A 17,695-nucleotide genomic window follows, 5' to 3' on the forward strand; every position below is an offset into this window, starting at 1 on the left:
TGCTTAGAGAGCCTGATCCAGTTGGACTTTCAGGCAATCCCTCCGTTCAACACGCTTTGCACGGTCTCCACAATCCGCTGGCCGTAGGTGTCGATGCGCTTTGGCCCCATGCCGGGTAAACCCTGCAGCTCCGCCAGGGTGCGCGGGCGGGCGGTGGCCAGGGCGTCCAGCGTGGCGTTCGGGAAGATCACGAAGGCGCTGTTGCCGGTTTCACGGCTCAGCTCGCGGCGAAGTTCACGCAGGGCTTCAGCGAGGTCTGGGGGATTGGAGCTGCCCCCCGGCGTGGCGGCTGGGGCGGGCAGCAGTGGTTCAGGCGGGGCCGCCCGTGCGGCTGGCGTCCGCGCCTCTCCCCCGCCGCGCAGCAGGCCCAGCACCGCGCTGTTTTCCCGCGCCCCACGTTCGGCGGGCAGGGCGGGCCGCACCCTTTCACTGCCAGAATGTTCGCGCACGATGTCCAGCACGTCCTCGCCGTACTCAGCCAGTTTGCGCTGGCCCACGCCGCTGACCGTGCCCAGCGTGGCCGCGCTGCCGGGGCGCAGCTCGCAGATGGCCTTGAGGGTGGCGTCGCTGAAAATGGCGTAGGGCGGCACTGCCTTCTGGCGGGCCAGCTGAAGCCGCCACGCCCGCAGCGCCTCGAACAGCGGGGCGTCCTGGGCGTCCACCGGGGCGCGGCCAGGGCGCGAGGCGTCGCGGTCGCGCTTCCTGACCCGCTCACGGGGCAGCAGACTGTCCTCACGCAGCATCAGCGTCGTCTCGCCCCGCAGCAGAGCGCGGGATTTGCCCGTGGCACTCAGGCCGTGGTGTTCGCCCGCCTCCAGGTGCCCCAGGCTGACCAGCTGGCGAATCAGCCCGCGCCACGCCCCCTCGTCGTGCCCCTTGCCGACACCGAAGGTGGGCAGCAGGTGGTGGCCCATCCCGACGACCTTTTCGGTGGGCTGGCCCAGCAGCACGTCGGTCAGGTGGGCCGCGCCGAAGCGGTTGCCGGTGCGGATGGCCGCAGACAGGGCCATCTGCGCCTCGCGGGTGGCGTCGCGCACGCGGGGCGGGTTCAGGCAGATGTCGCAGTTGCCGCAGGGTTCGTCGCGCTGTTCTCCAAAATAGGCCAGCAGCAGCTGGCGGCGGCAGGTGGCGGCCTCGCAGTAGGTGAGCAGGGCGTCGAGCTTGGCGGCCTCTACGCGCTTGACGTCGTCGGGCGCGTCGCTCTGCGAGAGCATCCGCTTGACGTTGACCACGTCGGCCAGCCCGTAGACCATCCAAGCGGTGCTGGGCAGGCCGTCGCGGCCGGCGCGTCCCGTCTCCTGGTAGTAACCCTCCATGCTCTTGGGCAGGTCCAAGTGGGCCACGAAGCGCACGTTGGGCTTGTCGATGCCCATCCCAAAGGCGACAGTGGCCACCACCACGACGCCCTCGTCGTTCAGGAAACGTTCCTGGGCGTGGTTGCGCTCACGCGGCGAGAGGCCCGCGTGGTACGGCACAGCGTCGATGCCCTGGGTGACCAGCCACTGCGCGGTCTGGTCCACCGACTTGCGCGACAGGCAGTACACGATGCCCGCGTCACCCCGGTGCTCGGCGTGGATAAAGTCCAGCAGCTGGGTCTTGGGACCTTCCTTGTTCGCCACCCGGTACTGGATGTTGGGGCGGTCGAAGCTGGAGATGAACTGCGCCGCGCCGCCCAGGTCCAGCACACGCAGAATGTCGGCGCGCGTGCGGTCATCGGCCGTGGCGGTCAGGGCCACGCGGGGAATGTCGGGAAACCGCCCCGGCAGCACGCCCAGCTGCCCGTATTCAGGCCGGAAATCGTGGCCCCACTGCGAGACACAGTGCGCCTCGTCGATGGCGAACAGGGCCACCGGGGCGCGTTCCAGCAGGTCCAGGGTGCGCCCCAGCAGCAGGCGTTCGGGCGCCACGTACAGCAGGTCCAGTTCCCCGGCCAGCAGGGCGGCCTCCACCTCGCGCACGCCCTCTGCAGGCAGCGAGGAGTTGAGGAAGGCGGCCCGCACCCCAAATTGCCGCAGCGCGTCCACCTGGTCCTTCATCAGCGCGATCAGCGGCGAGACCACAATGCCGGTGCCGGGCCGCAGCAGGCTGGGCACCTGATAGCACAGGCTCTTGCCGCCGCCGGTGGGCATCAGCACCAGCGCGTTGTCCCCGTCCACCACCGTCCGCACGATGTCGGCCTGCACGTCCCGGAACGCCCCGTAGCCCCACACCCGGCTCAGGACTTCCAGGGCGCGGGCGTCGGTGTCGGCGGGAGGCTGGGTGGGGTGGGACGCGGCAAGAGACATTCCTGCCAGGATAGCGCGTTCTGTGTGGGGCGTAATGGAAGTCAGCGACAGCTTCGCCCAGCATCCACACTCGGCCCCCACACCGGACGAACGGTAGAGGTTCCGCCCTGCCGGATGCTCTACAGTCCGGGGCGTGCAGTTCCTGGCCCGCCTTGCGTCCCGACATCCCTGGGCAGTGCTGGCGGTGTGGGTGCTGGCCGCCGCGCTGAGCCTGCCGCTGGCCGCCCGCGCCCCGGCGGCCCTGAACGCCGATCCGGCCGGCGGCCTGACCACCTCGGAGGCCAACACGGTGTCCACGCTGCTGCGCGAACGCTTCGGCGAGCGCGACACCAACACCGCCATTCTGGTCACGCGCAGCACCCCGCCGCTGACCACCCCGCAGGGCCAGCAGGTGTATCAGGCGTTTCTCGACGGGCTGGAAACGGTGGCCGGGGTCTCGCGCGTCGTGGCGGCCACCCCCGGCGGCCCGGTGCCCACGCGGGCGCAGGACGGCGTGCTGGCTCTGACCGTGGCCCAGATTCCGCTGGAAGAGGGCGGCACCGAGGCGCTGTCCAACGTGCGCCGTTACGTGCGCGGCGTCCAGGGGGGGGCCCTGGCCATCCGCGTGACCGGCGGGCAGGCCATTGCCGACGACTTCACCGAGTTTGCCGAGGCTGACACCAAGCGAAGCGAGTTCACGGCGCTGCCGCTGATTGCCGTCCTGCTGCTGCTGATCTTCGGCGCGCTGGTGGCCACCGTGCTGCCGCTGGCGGTGGGCGTGCTGAGCATCACCGTGGCCATGGCGGCGCTGTACGGCCTGACCCTGCTGATGCCGGTCAGCACCTTTGCCCAGAGCGTGGTGACCCTGCTGGGCCTGGGCGCGGGCATCGATTACGCCCTGCTGATGGTCAACCGCTTCCGCGAGGAGCTGAAGCACGGCACGGATTCCCGCGCCGCCGCCGCCCGCACAGTCATGACGGCGGGGCGCAGCGTGGGCTTCAGCGGCATGACTGTGGGCATCGCCATGGCGGGTCTGATCCTGCCCCCGGTGGCCTTTGTCCGCAGCATCGGCATCGGCGGGGTGCTGGCCGTGATCCTGACGGTGCTGGCCAGCCTGACCGCGCTGCCGGCCCTGCTCGCGCTGCTGGGCGAACGGGTCAACAGCCCCAGGCTGCTGAAGGTGACCTGGGCGCAGAGCGGCTCGGCGTCGGCGGCGTGGACGGCCTTTGCGCGGCGGGTAACGGCCCGGCCCGTCGCGGGCGTGGTGCTGTCCACCGCCTTCCTTCTGGCGCTGGCTGTGCCTGCCCTGGGTCTGAAAACCGGCTACGCGGGCGCGTGGGGGCTGGTGCCCGGCGTGCCCAGCCGCGACGCCCTGAGCGACGTGCGCGAGCTGGGAGCCGGCGGCCTGCTCAGCCAGTTCGAGGTGATTCTGGATTTGAAGGGGCAGCGCTACACCCCGGCAGACCGGGACCGCTTTCAGGGGGTGGTGACGGACCTGCGTGCCCTGCCCGGCGTGAAGGCCGTCATCAGTCCCTTCCTGACACCTGCCGATCTGACCGGGGCAGGAACCGGGGGCCTGGAGGCCCTGAGCCTGCTGACCCGCCGCTCGTTCAGCGCGGACCGCGAGTTGCTACGCGTGACGGTGGTGCCGGCCGACACCCTGCGCGCCCAGGACATCGCCGCCTTCGAGGGCCGGGTGCGCGCCGCCCTGGACGCCAGCGGCTACGCCTACCTGCTGGGCGGCGCTCCGGTGGGCGGAGAGGAATTCAGCCGCGCCATCATCGGCACGCTGCCCAGCGTGATCGCGGTGGTCTTTACCGGCACGTTCCTGCTGCTGATGGTGGCCTTTCGCAGCCTGCTGATTCCCCTCAAGAGCATCGTGATGAATGCCCTGACGGTGGGCGCCGCGGTGGGGGTAGTGACGCTGGTGGTGCAGGACGGCTTCCTGGCCGGGCCGCTGGGCATTCCCAGCGACGTGGGGGTGCTGGACGCCTCGCTGCCGGTACTCCTGTTCGCGGTGATGTTTGGCCTGAGCATGGACTACGAGATCTTTCTGCTCTCGCGCGTGCAGGAGGAGGTGCTGCGCGGCAAGAGCAACGATGAGGCGGTGGTGCTGGCGGTGGGCCACACCGCGCGCATCATCACCAGCGCCGCCGTGATCATGTTCATCGTGTTCGTGGCCTTCATGTTCGGGCGGGTGGTCGCCACCAAGAGCATCGGCCTGGGGCTGGCGGTGGCGGTGGCCCTGGACGCCACCCTGGTGCGGCTGGTGCTGGTGCCCGCCTTTCTCAAGCTTGCCGGAAAGTGGAACTGGTGGCTGCCCGCGTGGCTGGACCGACGACTACCGCATATTCGATTGGAGCATTGAAGGAGGCTCAGGCCGTCAGAATCAGCGGCCTGCCCCCGGTGATCATGACGGTGTGTTCAAAATGGGCGGCCAGCCCGCCGTCGGTGGTGCTCAGGGTCCAGCCGTCACGCAGCGTCCTGACCCGGTGGGAACGGCCTGCTGAGACCATCGGCTCGATGGCGATGACCAGCCCCCCGTGCAGCTTCTTGCGGTCTGCAGGTCGAAAATAGTTGGGGACATTGGGTTCCTCGTGAATGGCGCGGCCCACGCCGTGGCCAAACAGCTCCCGCAGCACCGTGAAGCCCCGGCGCCGGACCTCCGCTTCCACCGCCCGCCCGATGGCGTGGACCGGCTGGCCTGCCCTTGCGGCGGACACACCCGCCTCAAGGGCCGCCCCGGTGCATTCGATCAGCCGCAGCGCGGCGGGCGATGCGGGCGGCACCGCGACGGTGACTGCCGCGTCGGCGACGAATCCGTCCACGAACGGCGTGACATCCAGACTGACCACGTCCCCGGCGGCCAGCGGGCGGCGCGTCGGCAAGCCGTGAACGATGTCGTCGTTGACGCTGATAAAGACATTGACCGGCGCGCCGTAGGTCATGCGCGGGGCCGACGTGGCCCCGTGTTGCCGGAACACCTGCCCGGCCAGCGCATCGAGTTCGGCGGGCGTGACGCCCGGCTGCACGGCAGCTTTCAGCGTGCGGAGCGTCTCGGCCACGACGAAGCCCGCACGTTTCATGCCCTGAAGTTCGGCCTCGGTGGTGATGGTCATGGGCCAGTTTAGGTCACCAGGGCCTGCCGTCTCCCCCATCTGTCTCCACCTGCCCCGATCTGCTTGAATGCCCCCATGTTCACCATCCGCCCAGCCCGGCCCAGTGACCGTGACTCGCTCTACCGCATCTGCCTGGAAACGGCAGACAGCGGCGCGGACGCCAGCCACCTCTACCGCGATCCGCTGCTGGTGGGCCACATCTACGCCGGGCCGTATCTGGCCCACGCACCCGACTTCGCCTTCGTGCTGGAGGCCGGCGAGGAGGCCTGCGGCTACGTTATTGGCGCACCCGACACGCGGGCCTTTGAGACCACGCTGGAACGCCAGTGGTGGCCGGCCCTGCGCGCCCGGTACGCCGATCCCACCAACCTTCCTGCTGCCGGGCGCACCCCGGACCAGCGCCTGAGTCACCTGATTCACCACCCGCACACGGCCCCGCAGCGCATCCTGGAGGCGTACCCCTCGCACCTGCACATTGACCTGTTGCCCCGTGGCCAGGGCGGCGGCAACGGACAACGCATGATGGGGCGGCTGCTGACCGCGCTGCGTGAGGCCGGCTCTCCGGGCGTGCATCTGGGCGTGGGGGGGCGCAACACGCGGGCCATCGGCTTCTACCGCCACCTGGGCTTTCAGGAGCTGTCGCAGGGCAGCGGCGGCTCGCTTACGCTGGGACTGAGGCTGTAACTGCCGATCAGCGCAGCTGTCCATCTGTCTGGCATCAGCCAGCCTCCGGGTTCGATCAGAGATGAACGATTCTTTTCACAGAAACTCTAGCGCTGCTGATCGCGCACCGCTGCCAGCGTTTCCTCGAACTCGTCGAGAAACTCGTCTTCCAGCTGGCGGTCACGCACCAGGGCGTCCTGCTCGGTGGTGGCCTGCTCGCGGGTCCAGCGCACGCGGGCCTGCCGCGCCCCACTGACGTTGCCCTTCCCGGCGATGAACCGCGCGGCATGCCGGACGGCCTCCAGCGGGTCGTCGGTGGGCGCGGTGATGCTCAGGTTCCGCAGCCCGCCCTGATCGTTGACCAGCGACGAGGTGACCTCCACCCGCATGCCCCGGCGGGCCAGGAACACCTGATCCACGCGCCACATGCTGGTGGCCCGGATCGGCTCGTTGGCGGGACGGACGGGGCGGCGGCGGGGCATCAGCGGCGCACGCTCATTTCCAGACATATCCCTCTGAACCTCACAGTTCCGGGGCCGCCGCCTGCGGGTGCCGCCACTCGCGGGCAGTGTCCAGGCCCAGCAACACGCGGCCTGCGCCCTCGGCCAGGGCCTCAAGTTCCAGCTCGCCAGGAACGACCAGCACCGGGGCGATCCACGCCACCCGGCGCTCAATGCGGTCCACCAGCTCGTCCCAGCGGGCAATGCCGCCGGTCATCACCAGGGCGTCGGGGCGGCCCGTCAGCGCGCCGGTCTGCTCGCCCAGCGCCTTACACACCTGATGCACGAAGGCGGCGGCGGCTGCCTGCACCGCGGGATCACTGACCATCCGCGCCTCCAGGTCCTTGAGATTGGCACTGCCGGTCAGTGACAGGAAACCGCCGCCGCCGTACAGGTGGTGCAGCGCCGCCGCCTCGCCCTCCTCGCGGGCCAGCCGCAGCAGCATGCGGGCGGGCAGGGGGCCGCTCTGGAGGGCACCCAGCGGGCCGCCGTCCGGGCCAGTGCCGGTGGTGTCCACCGCGCGGCCCTTCTCGAAGGCCGTCACGCTGGTGGTGGCGCCCAGATGGGCCACCACGATGCGGGCGTCCTGCAGGCGCTTGCCGACCTCGTGGGCGGCGTGGCGGGCCACCACGCGTACGTTCAGGGCGTGGAACTGGGCGTGGCGGCGCAGCCCCTTTACACCTGTCTCGCGGGCCTCGGGCAGCAACTCATCCACGCTCTGGGGGTCCACCACGAAGGCGGGCACGCCGTAGTGCCGGGCCAGCCCCAGGGCCAGCGGGCCGCCCAGGTTCGGCGGGTACTGGGCACCGTCGCCCTGCACGGCAAATTCGGCCATTTCCGGGGTCACTCGGTAAGTGCCGGCCTCCACCCGTCCGATCAGCCCCCCGCGCCCGACGATGGCGTCCGGGGCCGCCCAGTCCGCCGTCAGCGCCTGAAGCTGCCGCGCCAGACCCGGCAGATCAGCCGCAGTGGGGGGCGTCTCCAGACCCAGTTCAGCGCGGATCAGGGTCAGCTGCAACTGCCCCGGCAGCGCCGAATTCAGACTCGGTTCGATGCTGGCGCAGGCGAGCTTGATCCCGCTGGTTCCTGGATTGATCACGTAGGCGATCACGACGCCGCAGAGTATCAGAGGCCCGCCGCCCGATGTTCCCGGCATGAGCAGGGGGTGAGGCCGGAACTCCGGCCCCACCCCCTGCCCTGACGCCTGCTCAGGCGCGCCTCAGGTGTTGGGCTCGATCAGTCCGTAATGCCCGTCCTTGCGCCGGTAGACCACGCCGGTCAGGCCAGATGTCATGTTGGAGAACACGTAGAAGTCGTGATCGAGGGCCTCCATCTGGGCCACCGCGTCCTCGGGGCTCATGGGGCGCAGATCAAAGCGCTTCTGGCGAACGATCTCGGGTTCGAAGTCGCCGGCGTCGTCGGTCCCGGCGTCCACGGCCGCCTCGGCGGGGCCGGGCGCGGGCACCGGCACGGCCTCATGGCGGGCCTTCATGTAGCGGGTCTTGAATTTGCGCAGCTGCCGCTCCAGCACGTCGCTGGCCTTATCGATGGCGGCGTACATGTCGGCGTGGTGTTCCTCGGCGCGGATAATGCCGTTGGGCACATTGAGCTGCACTTCCACGCGGTTACGGCGCGTCGAATCCCGGACATCCCGTACTGTCAGCGTCACCCGCGCGTCTGTGATGGAGTCGTTGTAACGGTCCAGTCGCGTAAGTTTTTCCTCGACGTAATCACGCATGGCGTCTGTGACGTCGACGTTTCGGCCTGACAGTTTGTAGATATGCACGGCTTTCACCCATCCTTTGCCCGGAAGGGAGAAATAGGGCCTTCCGGTCCTCCTCACTCTAGCCCCCTGCCCCTGCATTTGTCCGGCGGAGTCTTCATGGCGCCTACACCCACGCTGGGGGTATGTTGAGGGGCGGGAGACGACAGGCAGCGGCGCAGACGGCAGGTATCGGCACAGGCAGCCGGCGGCAACCCCCCCAACTCCATGAAGGGCAACCCCGGAACGCGGCGGCCGATCAGACCATTTGGGCCGCCCTGGGGGCAGTATCATGACCCCATGACGGTGGATCGGCCATGAAAGTGGATCGGCAGGAGCAGGATGAGGCCCGGCGTGAGCGCATCGCCCGCGCCGCCTTTGAACTGTTCGCCCGCAGCGGTCTGGAGGCCACCAGCGCCCAGGACATCGCCCGCGCGGCCTTTGTGAGCCGCACCAACCTGTACCGCTACTTTCCCAGCAAGATCCACATGCTGCTGGCCCACTTCGACAAGGCCGTGCAGGCCAGCCTCGACGACGCCCTGGAACGCCTGCACGCCGGGGCCAGCCCGCAGCAGGTGTGGGACAAGGTGATGTCGCGCATGGCCGATCTGGGCGTGCGCTACCGCCACCTTGTGGGCGCGGTGGGACAGGCGGTGCTGGGCGCGTCGCCGCTGGGCGAACCAGGGCAGGGAGAGGGCCAGGCGGCCGAAGCACCGTTGCCGTTTCCGGCCCGCCTGGCCCCCGCCGACGGCCTCAAGACGGCGCTGATGCTGGGCGCACTGGTGCAGCCCATGCTGCTGGCCATGCAGGCCCAGGGCCGCCTGCGCCCGGACGTGAACGTCGTTACCCTGAGCGCCCTGCTGGTGGATGCCTGCCTGCTGGCCCTGCTGCACGGCGGTCACCGCGATCAGCGCGAGGTGCTACGCGACTGGCAGGACCGCTTCAGCCTGCTGATGTACGGTGCCCTGGCCCCGGTGGCGGCCGAAAGCACCCGCGACTGAGGGCAGGGGCGCTTAAACCCAGGGGCAGGCCGCCCGGCGGCTGCAGCTCCGCTCTTGCCAAGCACAGGCAAATGCTGCCCCCTCCCACAGCTCTCCTGCCCGTGACCCACTAGAATCGGCGGCGTGATTGCTTACCTGTCCGGCGTGGTGCGCGAGGTGCGCGAGAACAGCGCCGTGGTGGTGGCCGGCGGCGTGGGCTACGAGGTTCAGTGTCCAGCCGGCACGCTGGCCAAACTGGTGGCGGGCCAGCCGGCCGAGCTGAACACCCGCTTTATCGTCCGTGAGGACGCCCAGTTGCTCTTCGGGTTTGCCGACACCGACAGCGTGCGGCTGTTTGACCTGCTGACCGGCGTGAGCGGCGTGGGACCGAAGCTGGGGCTGGCGCTGCTGTCGGCCATGCCCGTCTCGGCGCTGGCGCAGGGCCTGCTGAGTGGCGACGCCAAACTGCTGTCCAGCGTGTCTGGCGTGGGCAAGAAGACCGCCGAGCGGCTGGTGCTGGAACTGCAGGGCAAGGTGCCTGAACATCTGGCCGCGCCGGCGGTGGGCGGGGTCAAGGCGGCGAAAGTGGCCACCACGGCGGGCCGCGACGCGGTGGACGCGCTGCTGGCGCTGGGCTTCCGCGAGGCCGGGGTGCGCGCGGTGGTGGCCGAGCTGCTGTCTGCCGAACCGGACCTGAGCGCCGACGCCCTGATTCGTAAGGGCCTGGGGCGGCTCCGGTGAGGGCCATCCCCGGGGACGCACCGTCCCGTCAGGTCCGCACCGCCGGATGACGCACGGTCAGCCCGACAGTGTGGACATTGGCCGGGCGGACGAGGCTGCCTCCGGGCCTCAACAGCCGGAGGCCTCGGTCTATCAGGAGCAGAAGGTCTCGTGGCTGGAGCTGTTCTTTGACCTGATCTTCGTGGTGGCCTTTGACCAGCTGGCCAAGCGGCTGGGGCAGTCTCCGGACACGGTCAGCCTGCTGAATTTCGGGCTGCTGTTTGTGGCGGTCTGGTGGGCCTGGGCCGGCAATGCCACCTTTGCCGCCCGCTACGGCAACGAGAGCCGCACCTACCGCTGGGGCACGCTGGCGCAGCTGGTGTCGCTGGGCATGATCGCGTTGACGCTGCGCGGCGACCTGACCGACACCGGCCCGGCCTTTGCGCTGGCGTACGGGGCCAACCGGGTGATTCAGACGGCGCTGTACGTGGCGGTGGCGCGGCGCGGCCAGGACGTGGCCGCCTTCGCCGGGCGCATGGCGCTGGCCTTCGGCGCGGCGGCGGCGCTGTGGCTGGTGTCGGCGGCGTTTCCAGGCGGGTCGGCGGCGCAGATCGGGCTGTGGTGCGCCGCGCTGCTGCTGGATGTGCTGGCCCCGGTGGTGACCCGCAACCACAGCCGCCACGCCCTGCCGCACGAGGGCCACCTGCCGGAGCGCGTGGGCCTGCTGCAGATCATCGCGCTGGGGGCCATCGTGACCGAGATCGTGGGCGGCAGCCGGCAGCAGGAACTCAACGCCAATAACCTGATCCCGGCGCTGGCGGCCATCGTGACGGCGGTGGCGCTGTGGCGGCTCTACTTCGATCAGGCCCGCTCGTTGCCGCTGCTGGGCGCGCGGGTGGACCGCCAGGTCGAGGCCATGCTGGCGTGGCTGTACGGCCACCTGCCCTTCACGCTGGCGGTGGTGGTGCTGGGCGTGGGGCTGGGCCACGGGCTGTCTGCCGCCGGAACAGCCGAATCCGCCGCCGACCAGCGGCTGGTGGGCGCGTCGCTGGCCCTGGCCCTGCTGACGCTGGCCTTCCTGCGCTGGAACTCGCTGCGGGTCACGGGCCGTTTCTTTGCCGACCGCAGCCTGCCCGCGCTGCTGCTGGGGGTGGGGCTGGCCGTGGGGCTGCTGTTCATCGACCTGGACACCCAGGGGACGCATCTGGCGGTGGCCGCACTGACCACGCTGCTGGCCCTCACAAGCGCCACCGATCCGGTCACGCGGCGGCTGGGGCGGCTGGAGGAAACGGTGCTGCAGCGTCTTGAGGCGGGCGACCAGCCGGAGTCGGTGGCAGACGCCCTGGATCAGCCGCCCGCAGCACGGACCGACGGCACGTCGCCGTAGCCGCCGACAAACAGAGCCACGCGCAGTTCATGGATGAAGTTCGCCAGCCAGTCCTCCACCGCCTCGGCGCTGTCCAGCGCGGGCGCGAGCAGCGGGCGGGCCACCGCCACCACCCCCGCCCCCAGCAAGAGGGCGCGGGCGGCGTCCAGCCCCGTGCGAATGCCCCCGGAGGCAACCAGCGGCATCTGCGGCGCGGCGGCGCGGGCATCCCGCAGGGCCTGCGCCGTCGGCACGCCCACCTCGCACAGGTCCGGCGTGGTCACGGCGCCGCGCTCCACCAGCTGTTCCACCCGCGCCCAGCTGGTGCCCCCGGCCCCGGCCACGTCCAGCGCGGCGAAGCCCAGACCCGACACCGCCGCCACCGTCCGCGCGTCCAGGCCGTGGCCCACCTCCTTCAGCATCACCGGAAACGGCAGGTCCGGCAGCAGTTCGGCCAGCCGCACGGTCAGGCCGGCCCAGCGGGTGTCGCCGCCGCGCTGCAGGGCCTCCTGAAGCGGGTTGATGTGAATGGCCAGCGCATCGGCGCCCACCGTCTGCACCGCGCGGATCGCCTGCTGTGCGCCGTAGCCCAGCAGGAACTGTGCCCCGCCCAGGTTGCCGATCAGCAGGATATCGGGGGCAGCCCTGCGGATCTGGAAGGTGGCGGCGGTGTCGGGGCGCTCCAGCATGACGCGCTGTGACCCCAGCATCAGGCCCAGGCCCAGCCGCTGCGCCGCCTGCGCCAGATGGGCATTGATGCGCCCGGCCCGCTCGGCGCCGCCGGTCATCGCGCCGATCAGCACCGGGGCCTTCAGGCGGTGGCCCAGAAAGGTGGTGCCCAGGTCCACGTCCCCCAGGTTGCGCTCCGGCAGGGCGCGGTACGGCCACGGCACAGCCTCCAGCCCGGTGGTCACGCCCGCGTACTGGCTCTCGGGCAGCAGGCACGCGTCCACGTGGCGCAACTTACGCGCCGTGATGTCGGGGGGCAGCGCCGGGGTCATGGCCACAGCCTAGCGCCCGCCACCAGGGGCCAGAGCGTGAATTCCCGCACTGCGCCGTGCTTAGCAACCTCATGCACAGTTGACAGCCCGCGCAATCGGCTGTACTATTCCCAAGCGCTGAGAAGAGAAGGACGGCGTGAGGCACGAGGAAAGAAGGTTACGCAGGGTAGAGCAGTCTGGTAGCTCGTCGGGCTCATAACCCGGAGGTCGCAGGTTCAAATCCTGTCCCTGCAACCAAAATGAAAGACCCCCACCCCACGGTGGGGGCTTTTTCGTGCCCTGTCGGCTGCCGGCCTGTGTCACGGAACCCTGTCCCACGGCAGGCCGTACTGTGGGACAGCATGAGTCTCGCCTTTCTGATTTTTCTGATGGCCTGGGTCGTGGGCATGGCCGCCACCTTCGTGCCGGTGCTGCCCGCCACGCTGATCATCTTTCTGGGGGCGCTGGGTGCCACGCTGCTGGACGGCTTTCAGGTGTGGCCGGACCTGCCGTTCCTGCTGACCTTCGGGGCCATCACGGTGCTGATCGGCTTCGTGGACAACCTGGCCTCGGCGTGGGGGGCGCGGCGCTACGGCGGCAGCAGGCAGGCGGTGTGGGGCGCATTACTCGGCGGGCTGGCCGGGCTGTTCATTCCCTTCGGGCTGCTGGTGGGTCCGCTGGCCGGGGCGCTGCTGGCCGAACTGCTGCTGGTACGCAAGAGCCTGCCCGACGCGCTGCGCTCGGCCTGGGGCACCCTGGTGGGCCTGCTGACGGGGCTGGCGGCCAAACTGGTGCTGCACCTGCTGATGGGCCTCTACGAGCTGTGGCGGCTGTGGGACCCGGCGCGCAGCGTCTTCGGCTAGCGGGCGAACAGCAACGGCGAGACCCCAATCAGGCTGATGACCAGCGCGGGCAGCAGCGGCAGCAGCGTGCCCATGACCGCCTGAACAGGCCGCTCGGTCAGGTGGCGAAAGGCGGCGTAGACGAAACCGAACTGCGCCGCCGTGCCCAGCAGCGTGACCACCACCAGCCCGAACCCGGCGGAGGTCTGGGCCATGACCGCCAGTGCGGCGCGCTCCAGCACCCTAGGGTCCGTCCCCAGCGCGCCGGCACGGGCGACGTCCGGCATGAAGGCGGCGGCGGGCGTCAGCAGCGTGATCGCGATCACCAGCAGGTACAGCGGGGGCATCAGCGCGAAGCTGGCCCCGTAAACCTCGGCGGCGCGGCCCCGGAACCCGGAGCCCACCCGGCCCAGCCCCCACATCAGCACAAAGATAAACACGCTCAGAAAGGTCGTCCCCAGCGTGTTGACCGCGTAGCTCGCAACGTTGGGGGCCGCCGCGTCGCTGTGGGCCGCCGCAAACATGTTGGCATGACGCACCAGCAGCGTGTAGGCCAGCCCACCCAGCAGGCCCGAGACCACCGGCACCCAGACGTAGCGCCACCAGACCAGCTCCACCTCCTGCAGTTGCGCGGCGAAGCTGCGTGGGCTGGTCAGCAGCGTGGCGGGCGTGGGTGGGTCAGGCAGCGGCGCGGGGGCGCTGACCTTTCGGCGGGTCTGCCTGGCCCCGGTCTTGCTGGACGTGGTCTTGCTGGTGCTGGACTTGCGGGGAGGGGCCATAGACCCGGCCATGCTAGCGGCTGGGGCGCGGGACGCAACGCGGGATCAGAACAACGCGTTTCGCAGGTCCGACACCCACAGGCCCACCTGTGGGAAGGTCAAGGCCACCGCCACCGCGCCGAACAGCGCAATCACCACGTAGGACAGGCTCAACCACGGGCCGGGGGCGCAGCGCTCCTGCGGGTCCGGCCTGGGGGTCAGCCACAGGTGCAGCACCACCATCACCACGGTACCGAACAGCAGCGCCCCAACCGCCAGCGGAAGCTTGAGGGCCGGATTGCCCAGCAGTTCACTGGCCTGCGCCGGATCGCCCAGGTCCTTTCCGGCCAGCAAGGCGCCCAGCCCCACCGCCAGCGTGTTGTTCAGCGCGTGGACCACAACGCTGTCCCACAGGCTGCCGCTGTGCTGGGCAAGGCGCGCCAGCACGTAGGCCAGCGGCAGAATCCCGGCGATGCTGGCCGGCACGCCGTGTGCCAGCGAAAAAACGAGGGTGGAGGTCAATGCCGCCACCGTGAAGCCCGCCGCCCGCTCGTGGCCGCGCATCAGCAGGCCCCGGAAAGCGACTTCCTCGGCAAAGGGAATCAGCAGGCCTGCCGCCAGCAGCAGCACCCATACGTCCGGCCCACTGCTCAGGAACTGCGGCACCGCGTCCACCCCGCCGGGAAAGAAGGTGATGTACGCCAGCACAAAGGCCCGCGAGGCCAGAAAGGCCAGCGCAAAGGCGGCCAGCGCCAGCCCCCATGACGGCGGCGTGCGCCAGCGCGTGTCCCGGCCCAGGGCCTTCACCGTGGGACGAAAAAACAGGAAGGCGGCGGCCACCACCACCGCGAACGAGCCCAGCAGCGCCGTTCCCAGCGGCACGCGCTGGGCGATCAGCAGCGCCGAGACCACGTTCTGGATCACCAGCAGGCTCAGCGCGGCGCGGTTGCCGTCCACCGCCCGGATACCGGGGGCAGGCCTGAGAGGCTGCGCCTCGTCCGGCCAGGGCGGGGAGGCGGGAGGGTCGGTGTCCGGCGCAGTCATGGTGTAGAGGGTACTGCGCTCCCCCGGCCCGCGCCTCCGCTGAAAGGGGGAGCTTCCTTGAGGTTGGGGCCGGGGACACAGGCAAGTTCTGGAGTTCGCTCTACGCGGTCAGCACCCCAATCGCCCTGGCCAGAGCCTCATCTCCGGTCTGGTGATGCAGCACGAAGCGCACCGAGTCCGGCCCCAGGGCGCTGCCCAGCACGCCGCGCTCAGCCCAGCTCTCCACCTGCGCGGCGGCGTCCGGCAGCGTGACATAGATGATGTTGGTCTGCACGGCGGCGAGGTTCACGTCGAAACCCGCATTTGCCAGCGCCTCGGCCAGTTCGCGGGTGCGGCGGTGGTCCTCCCTGAGCAGGGCCGGGCCGTCGCGCAGGGCCACCAGCGCGGCGGCGGCCAGCACCCCGGCCTGCCGCATGCCGCCGCCCAGCATCTTGCGGTAGCGGTGGGCCTGCCGCATCTGCTCGGCGCTGCCCACCAGCACGCTGCCCACCGGTGCGCCCAGTCCCTTGCTGAGGCACACGCTGACGGTGTGAAAGTGCCGCGTGATCTCAGTGACGGGCACGTCCAGTGCCGCCGCCGCGTTGAAAACCCGTGCGCCGTCCAGATGCAGGGGCAGGCCCTCGGTGTCGGCCACTGCGCGAATCTGCTCAATGACTTCCAGCGGAATGACCGTGCCACCCGCCTTGTTGTGGGTGTTTTCCAGGCTGATCAGGCCGGTGGGCGACTGGTGAATGCTGTGGCGCACCGCCAGCCGCACGTCCCCGGGGGCCGGCACCCCCAGCGGCGCGGGCACGAAGCGCGGGACCACACCAGAGAAAGCCGCCATCATGCCCAGTTCCCACTCGTAGATGTGGCTGCCCTCGGCGCAGATGACCTCCTCGCCCCGGCGGGTGTGCAGGGCAATCGCCACCTGATTGGTCATGCTGCCGGACGGCATGAACAGGCCCGCCTCGTGGCCGGTCAGGCGGGCGACTTCGGCCTGCAACTCGTTGACGGTGGGGTCCTCGCCGTACACGTCGTCGCCCACCGCCGCCGACGCCATCGCGGCGCGCATTTCGGGGGTGGGCGTGGTGACGGTGTCGGAACGGAGGTCGGCAATTACAGGACGGGCCATGTCCACCATGCTAGCGAACTGCGCCCCAGACTTCGCGTTCAGTCCCGCACGAACACCTTCATCTGCTTGATGCCGCCGCCGATGTAGCTGGCCGGGTTGAAGTCATCCCAGGGCACCCAGCGCACGGTGACGCTGCTGTGCTCCACGTCGTCTGCGGTTAGGCCCAGCTTGAGGGGCTTCTGGCGGCCGTCTGGCAGGGTGGCGGTGACGGTCAGGGTGTAGCGGCCCAACGGCAGGTCATTGAAGTTGGTGCTGTGGTACTGCCATCCCTGGCCCAATGTTGTGCGGCCCCCGCCGTTGGGGTCAGTATAAGGATACCCACCGGGAGGGGCGAGCGGCGCGGCCTTGAAGGTATAAACGACAGGTTTTCCCGTGCTGCCGTCCACCAGCTTGCCCTGGGGCGTGAAGGTTGCCGTGATGGTGCTGCCGCCGGGGGCCGCGCCGGGCGTCACAGCACTGTACTTCTCGGCGCAGTACGCCTTGGCCGGCAGGCCGCAGTAGCTGAAATCAACGCTTGAACCGTAGAAATCATCGTACCGATTGGCCCCGGCGCCACTGCCCGCCCGCAGGCCGGACAGCTTCCAGCGGAAGTTGAGGTTGCCGCCCTCGCTGGAGTCCACGCTGGTGCTGGGGTTGCCGCTGGCCGGGTCCATAAAGAACGAGAAGGTCTGACCTTCAAACGTGGTGGTGTACGAGGCCTTGGCCTGATACCGCCCGTCCGGCACGCGCAGGCTGTAGGTACCGTCCGCCTTCGTCTCGGTCTCGAAATTGGTTTTCTGGCCCTGGGTGAAGGTGGTGCCGCTGATGAAGACCCGCGCGCCCGCCAGCGGCCGGCCCTGGGTGTCCAGCACCAGCCCGCTGACGTAGCCGGGTTTGGTGGTGGGCGGTTTAGCGCTGGCCGCGGGCGCAGCGGGCTTGGCGGGGGCGGGCGCGGGCGCAGGTTTGGCTGGGCTGGCCGCCGGTGCAGCAGGCTTGGCGGGGGCCGGCGCGGGTTTGGGAACACTGGCCGCCGGTGCGCTGGGTTGCAGCGCAGGAGTGGGCTTGGCCGGGGCTTTGGCCGCCACTGGCTTGAGCACACACCAGGCCAGCACGGTTGCTCCCTCGGCTTCCAGCCACAGTCCGGCCAGCGCCTGCTGGGGGCCGCTCAGCGCAAACGCCACGGCCCGGCCATCTTCATCGTCGCTGCTGTCCAGCACGCGGTAGGTGTAACCCAGGGCCTTGACCCCGCCGTTGAAGGTTTCCTCCAGCCCCTCTTCAGGCTCGGTCCACACCACGTATTCGCTCTTCGTGCAGCTGCTCCCGGCGGCGCTGGCCGCGTCGCGCAGGCTTGAGGCCAGATCATCGACGGCGGCGCGGTCAGTCACGATCACCGCGCCCTCGTTGAACGAGGCGGGCACCAGGGTGCTGCTGGGGCCAGCGGCCAGCGCCGAAAACGCACCACACAGAAGAAACGACAGCAGGCGAACGGTTCCCTTCATACGACACCTCATCAGGTCTGCGACGGGGCTTATGCGGCCACTATGCTTTCGGAGCCTTCGAATTGAAGATTTGGTTGGATGGAGAGAGGCATTCAGTCTAAGCAG

General features: G+C 69.8%; 16 protein-coding genes and 1 tRNA gene. 7 read left to right on the forward strand and 10 right to left on the reverse strand.

Annotation, left to right across the window (positions count from 1 at the left end; genetic code table 11):
- Window positions 1–29: 29 nt before the first annotated feature.
- Window positions 30–2,285, reverse strand: a complete 2,256-nt coding sequence (gene recQ / locus IEY31_RS01490; protein WP_188968295.1) for a DNA helicase RecQ — start codon at window positions 2,283–2,285, stop codon at window positions 30–32.
- 133 nt (window positions 2,286–2,418) lie between these two features.
- On the opposite strand from recQ, the gene IEY31_RS01495 reads away from it, so the two are divergent.
- Window positions 2,419–4,632 (forward strand): MMPL family transporter, encoded by a 2,214-nt coding sequence (locus IEY31_RS01495; protein WP_188968297.1) that lies wholly within the window; start codon window positions 2,419–2,421, stop codon window positions 4,630–4,632.
- Window positions 4,633–4,639: 7 nt separating this feature from the next.
- On the opposite strand, the gene map is transcribed toward IEY31_RS01495, so the two are convergent.
- Window positions 4,640–5,383, reverse strand: coding sequence for a type I methionyl aminopeptidase (map, locus tag IEY31_RS01500; RefSeq protein WP_188968299.1), 744 nt, complete (start codon window positions 5,381–5,383; stop codon window positions 4,640–4,642).
- Between the two features lie 75 nt (window positions 5,384–5,458).
- Between map and IEY31_RS01505 the strand changes: the two genes are divergently transcribed.
- Window positions 5,459–6,067 (forward strand): GNAT family N-acetyltransferase, encoded by a 609-nt coding sequence (locus tag IEY31_RS01505; RefSeq protein ID WP_188968301.1) that lies wholly within the window; start codon window positions 5,459–5,461, stop codon window positions 6,065–6,067.
- 86 nt (window positions 6,068–6,153) lie between these two features.
- Here IEY31_RS01505 and IEY31_RS01510 read toward each other — a convergent pair whose 3' ends face one another.
- The 3 genes from IEY31_RS01510 to hpf form a co-directional block, all read right to left on the reverse strand.
- Window positions 6,154–6,528 carry a hypothetical protein gene (locus IEY31_RS01510; RefSeq protein ID WP_188968805.1) on the reverse strand — a complete coding sequence of 125 codons (375 nt, stop codon included), beginning with the start codon at window positions 6,526–6,528 and terminating at the stop codon, window positions 6,154–6,156.
- A 40-nt stretch (window positions 6,529–6,568) separates the two neighbouring features.
- On the reverse strand, window positions 6,569–7,657 hold the full coding sequence (locus IEY31_RS01515; protein WP_188968303.1) for a butyrate kinase: 1,089 nt from the start codon (window positions 7,655–7,657) through the stop codon (window positions 6,569–6,571).
- A gap of 108 nt (window positions 7,658–7,765) precedes the next feature.
- On the reverse strand, window positions 7,766–8,332 hold the full coding sequence (gene hpf, locus IEY31_RS01520; protein WP_188968807.1) for a ribosome hibernation-promoting factor, HPF/YfiA family: 567 nt from the start codon (window positions 8,330–8,332) through the stop codon (window positions 7,766–7,768).
- A 293-nt stretch (window positions 8,333–8,625) separates the two neighbouring features.
- Here hpf and IEY31_RS01525 point away from each other — a divergent pair, with 293 nt between their 5' ends.
- The 3 genes from IEY31_RS01525 (at window position 8,626) to IEY31_RS01535 (ending at window position 11,395) form a co-directional block, all read left to right on the forward strand.
- Entirely contained in the window at window positions 8,626–9,309 is a 684-nt protein-coding gene (locus IEY31_RS01525; protein ID WP_188968305.1) for a TetR/AcrR family transcriptional regulator, read from the forward strand.
- Window positions 9,310–9,432: 123 nt separating this feature from the next.
- Window positions 9,433–10,029, forward strand: a complete 597-nt coding sequence (gene ruvA / locus IEY31_RS01530; RefSeq protein WP_188968307.1) for a Holliday junction branch migration protein RuvA — start codon at window positions 9,433–9,435, stop codon at window positions 10,027–10,029.
- 46 nt (window positions 10,030–10,075) lie between these two features.
- A complete protein-coding gene (locus IEY31_RS01535; RefSeq protein ID WP_188968309.1) occupies window positions 10,076–11,395 on the forward strand; it encodes a low temperature requirement protein A in 1,320 nt (439 codons plus the stop codon).
- Here IEY31_RS01535 and fni read toward each other — a convergent pair.
- Entirely contained in the window at window positions 11,356–12,375 is a 1,020-nt protein-coding gene (gene fni / locus IEY31_RS01540) for a type 2 isopentenyl-diphosphate Delta-isomerase (protein ID WP_188968311.1), read from the reverse strand. The genes IEY31_RS01535 and fni overlap by 40 nt on opposite strands.
- 160 nt (window positions 12,376–12,535) lie before the next feature.
- Here fni and IEY31_RS01545 point away from each other — a divergent pair.
- Both IEY31_RS01545 and IEY31_RS01550 read left to right on the forward strand, forming a co-directional pair.
- Window positions 12,536–12,612, forward strand: a tRNA-Met gene (locus IEY31_RS01545).
- 104 nt (window positions 12,613–12,716) lie between these two features.
- On the forward strand, window positions 12,717–13,217 hold the full coding sequence (locus tag IEY31_RS01550) for a DUF456 domain-containing protein (RefSeq protein ID WP_188968313.1): 501 nt from the start codon (window positions 12,717–12,719) through the stop codon (window positions 13,215–13,217).
- Here the strand turns inward: IEY31_RS01550 and IEY31_RS01555 are convergent.
- The 4 genes from IEY31_RS01555 to IEY31_RS01570 all read right to left on the reverse strand — a co-directional run bounded on the left by IEY31_RS01555 (window position 13,214) and on the right by IEY31_RS01570 (window position 17,590).
- Window positions 13,214–13,975, reverse strand: coding sequence for a hypothetical protein (locus IEY31_RS01555; RefSeq protein WP_229723245.1), 762 nt, complete (start codon window positions 13,973–13,975; stop codon window positions 13,214–13,216). The two genes, IEY31_RS01550 and IEY31_RS01555, sit on opposite strands and share 4 nt — an antisense overlap.
- A gap of 45 nt (window positions 13,976–14,020) precedes the next feature.
- Entirely contained in the window at window positions 14,021–14,998 is a 978-nt protein-coding gene (locus IEY31_RS01560; protein ID WP_188968315.1) for a CPBP family intramembrane glutamic endopeptidase, read from the reverse strand.
- 100 nt (window positions 14,999–15,098) lie between these two features.
- Window positions 15,099–16,112: a threonine aldolase family protein gene (locus tag IEY31_RS01565; protein WP_188968317.1), complete on the reverse strand. Its 1,014-nt coding sequence runs from the start codon at window positions 16,110–16,112 to the stop codon at window positions 15,099–15,101.
- Between the two features lie 38 nt (window positions 16,113–16,150).
- The gene (locus IEY31_RS01570; RefSeq protein WP_188968319.1) at window positions 16,151–17,590 is read right to left on the reverse strand and encodes a carboxypeptidase-like regulatory domain-containing protein; all 1,440 of its coding nucleotides are present in this window, start codon (window positions 17,588–17,590) and stop codon (window positions 16,151–16,153) included.
- Window positions 17,591–17,695 lie beyond the last annotated feature (105 nt).

The organism is Deinococcus aerolatus (assembly GCF_014647055.1).
Taxonomy (GTDB): domain Bacteria; phylum Deinococcota; class Deinococci; order Deinococcales; family Deinococcaceae; genus Deinococcus; species Deinococcus aerolatus.

What these genes read in the sequence shown, in the direction of transcription:
- IEY31_RS01565 (WP_188968317.1), bottom strand. Translation starts at nt 16,112, where the DNA reads ATGGCCCGTCCTGTAATTGCCGACCTCCGTTCCGACACCGTCACCACG.
- IEY31_RS01570 (WP_188968319.1), bottom strand. Translation starts at nt 17,590, where the DNA reads ATGAAGGGAACCGTTCGCCTGCTGTCGTTTCTTCTGTGTGGTGCGTTT.
- IEY31_RS01560 (WP_188968315.1), bottom strand. Translation starts at nt 14,998, where the DNA reads ATGACTGCGCCGGACACCGACCCTCCCGCCTCCCCGCCCTGGCCGGAC.
- IEY31_RS01555 (WP_229723245.1), bottom strand. Translation starts at nt 13,975, where the DNA reads ATGGCCCCTCCCCGCAAGTCCAGCACCAGCAAGACCACGTCCAGCAAG.
- fni (WP_188968311.1), bottom strand. Translation starts at nt 12,375, where the DNA reads ATGACCCCGGCGCTGCCCCCCGACATCACGGCGCGTAAGTTGCGCCAC.
- IEY31_RS01525 (WP_188968305.1), top strand. Translation starts at nt 8,626, where the DNA reads ATGAAAGTGGATCGGCAGGAGCAGGATGAGGCCCGGCGTGAGCGCATC.
- map (WP_188968299.1), bottom strand. Translation starts at nt 5,383, where the DNA reads ATGACCATCACCACCGAGGCCGAACTTCAGGGCATGAAACGTGCGGGC.
- recQ (WP_188968295.1), bottom strand. Translation starts at nt 2,285, where the DNA reads ATGTCTCTTGCCGCGTCCCACCCCACCCAGCCTCCCGCCGACACCGAC.
- IEY31_RS01510 (WP_188968805.1), bottom strand. Translation starts at nt 6,528, where the DNA reads ATGCCCCGCCGCCGCCCCGTCCGTCCCGCCAACGAGCCGATCCGGGCC.
- IEY31_RS01505 (WP_188968301.1), top strand. Translation starts at nt 5,459, where the DNA reads ATGTTCACCATCCGCCCAGCCCGGCCCAGTGACCGTGACTCGCTCTAC.
- IEY31_RS01535 (WP_188968309.1), top strand. Translation starts at nt 10,076, where the DNA reads ATGACGCACGGTCAGCCCGACAGTGTGGACATTGGCCGGGCGGACGAG.
- IEY31_RS01550 (WP_188968313.1), top strand. Translation starts at nt 12,717, where the DNA reads ATGAGTCTCGCCTTTCTGATTTTTCTGATGGCCTGGGTCGTGGGCATG.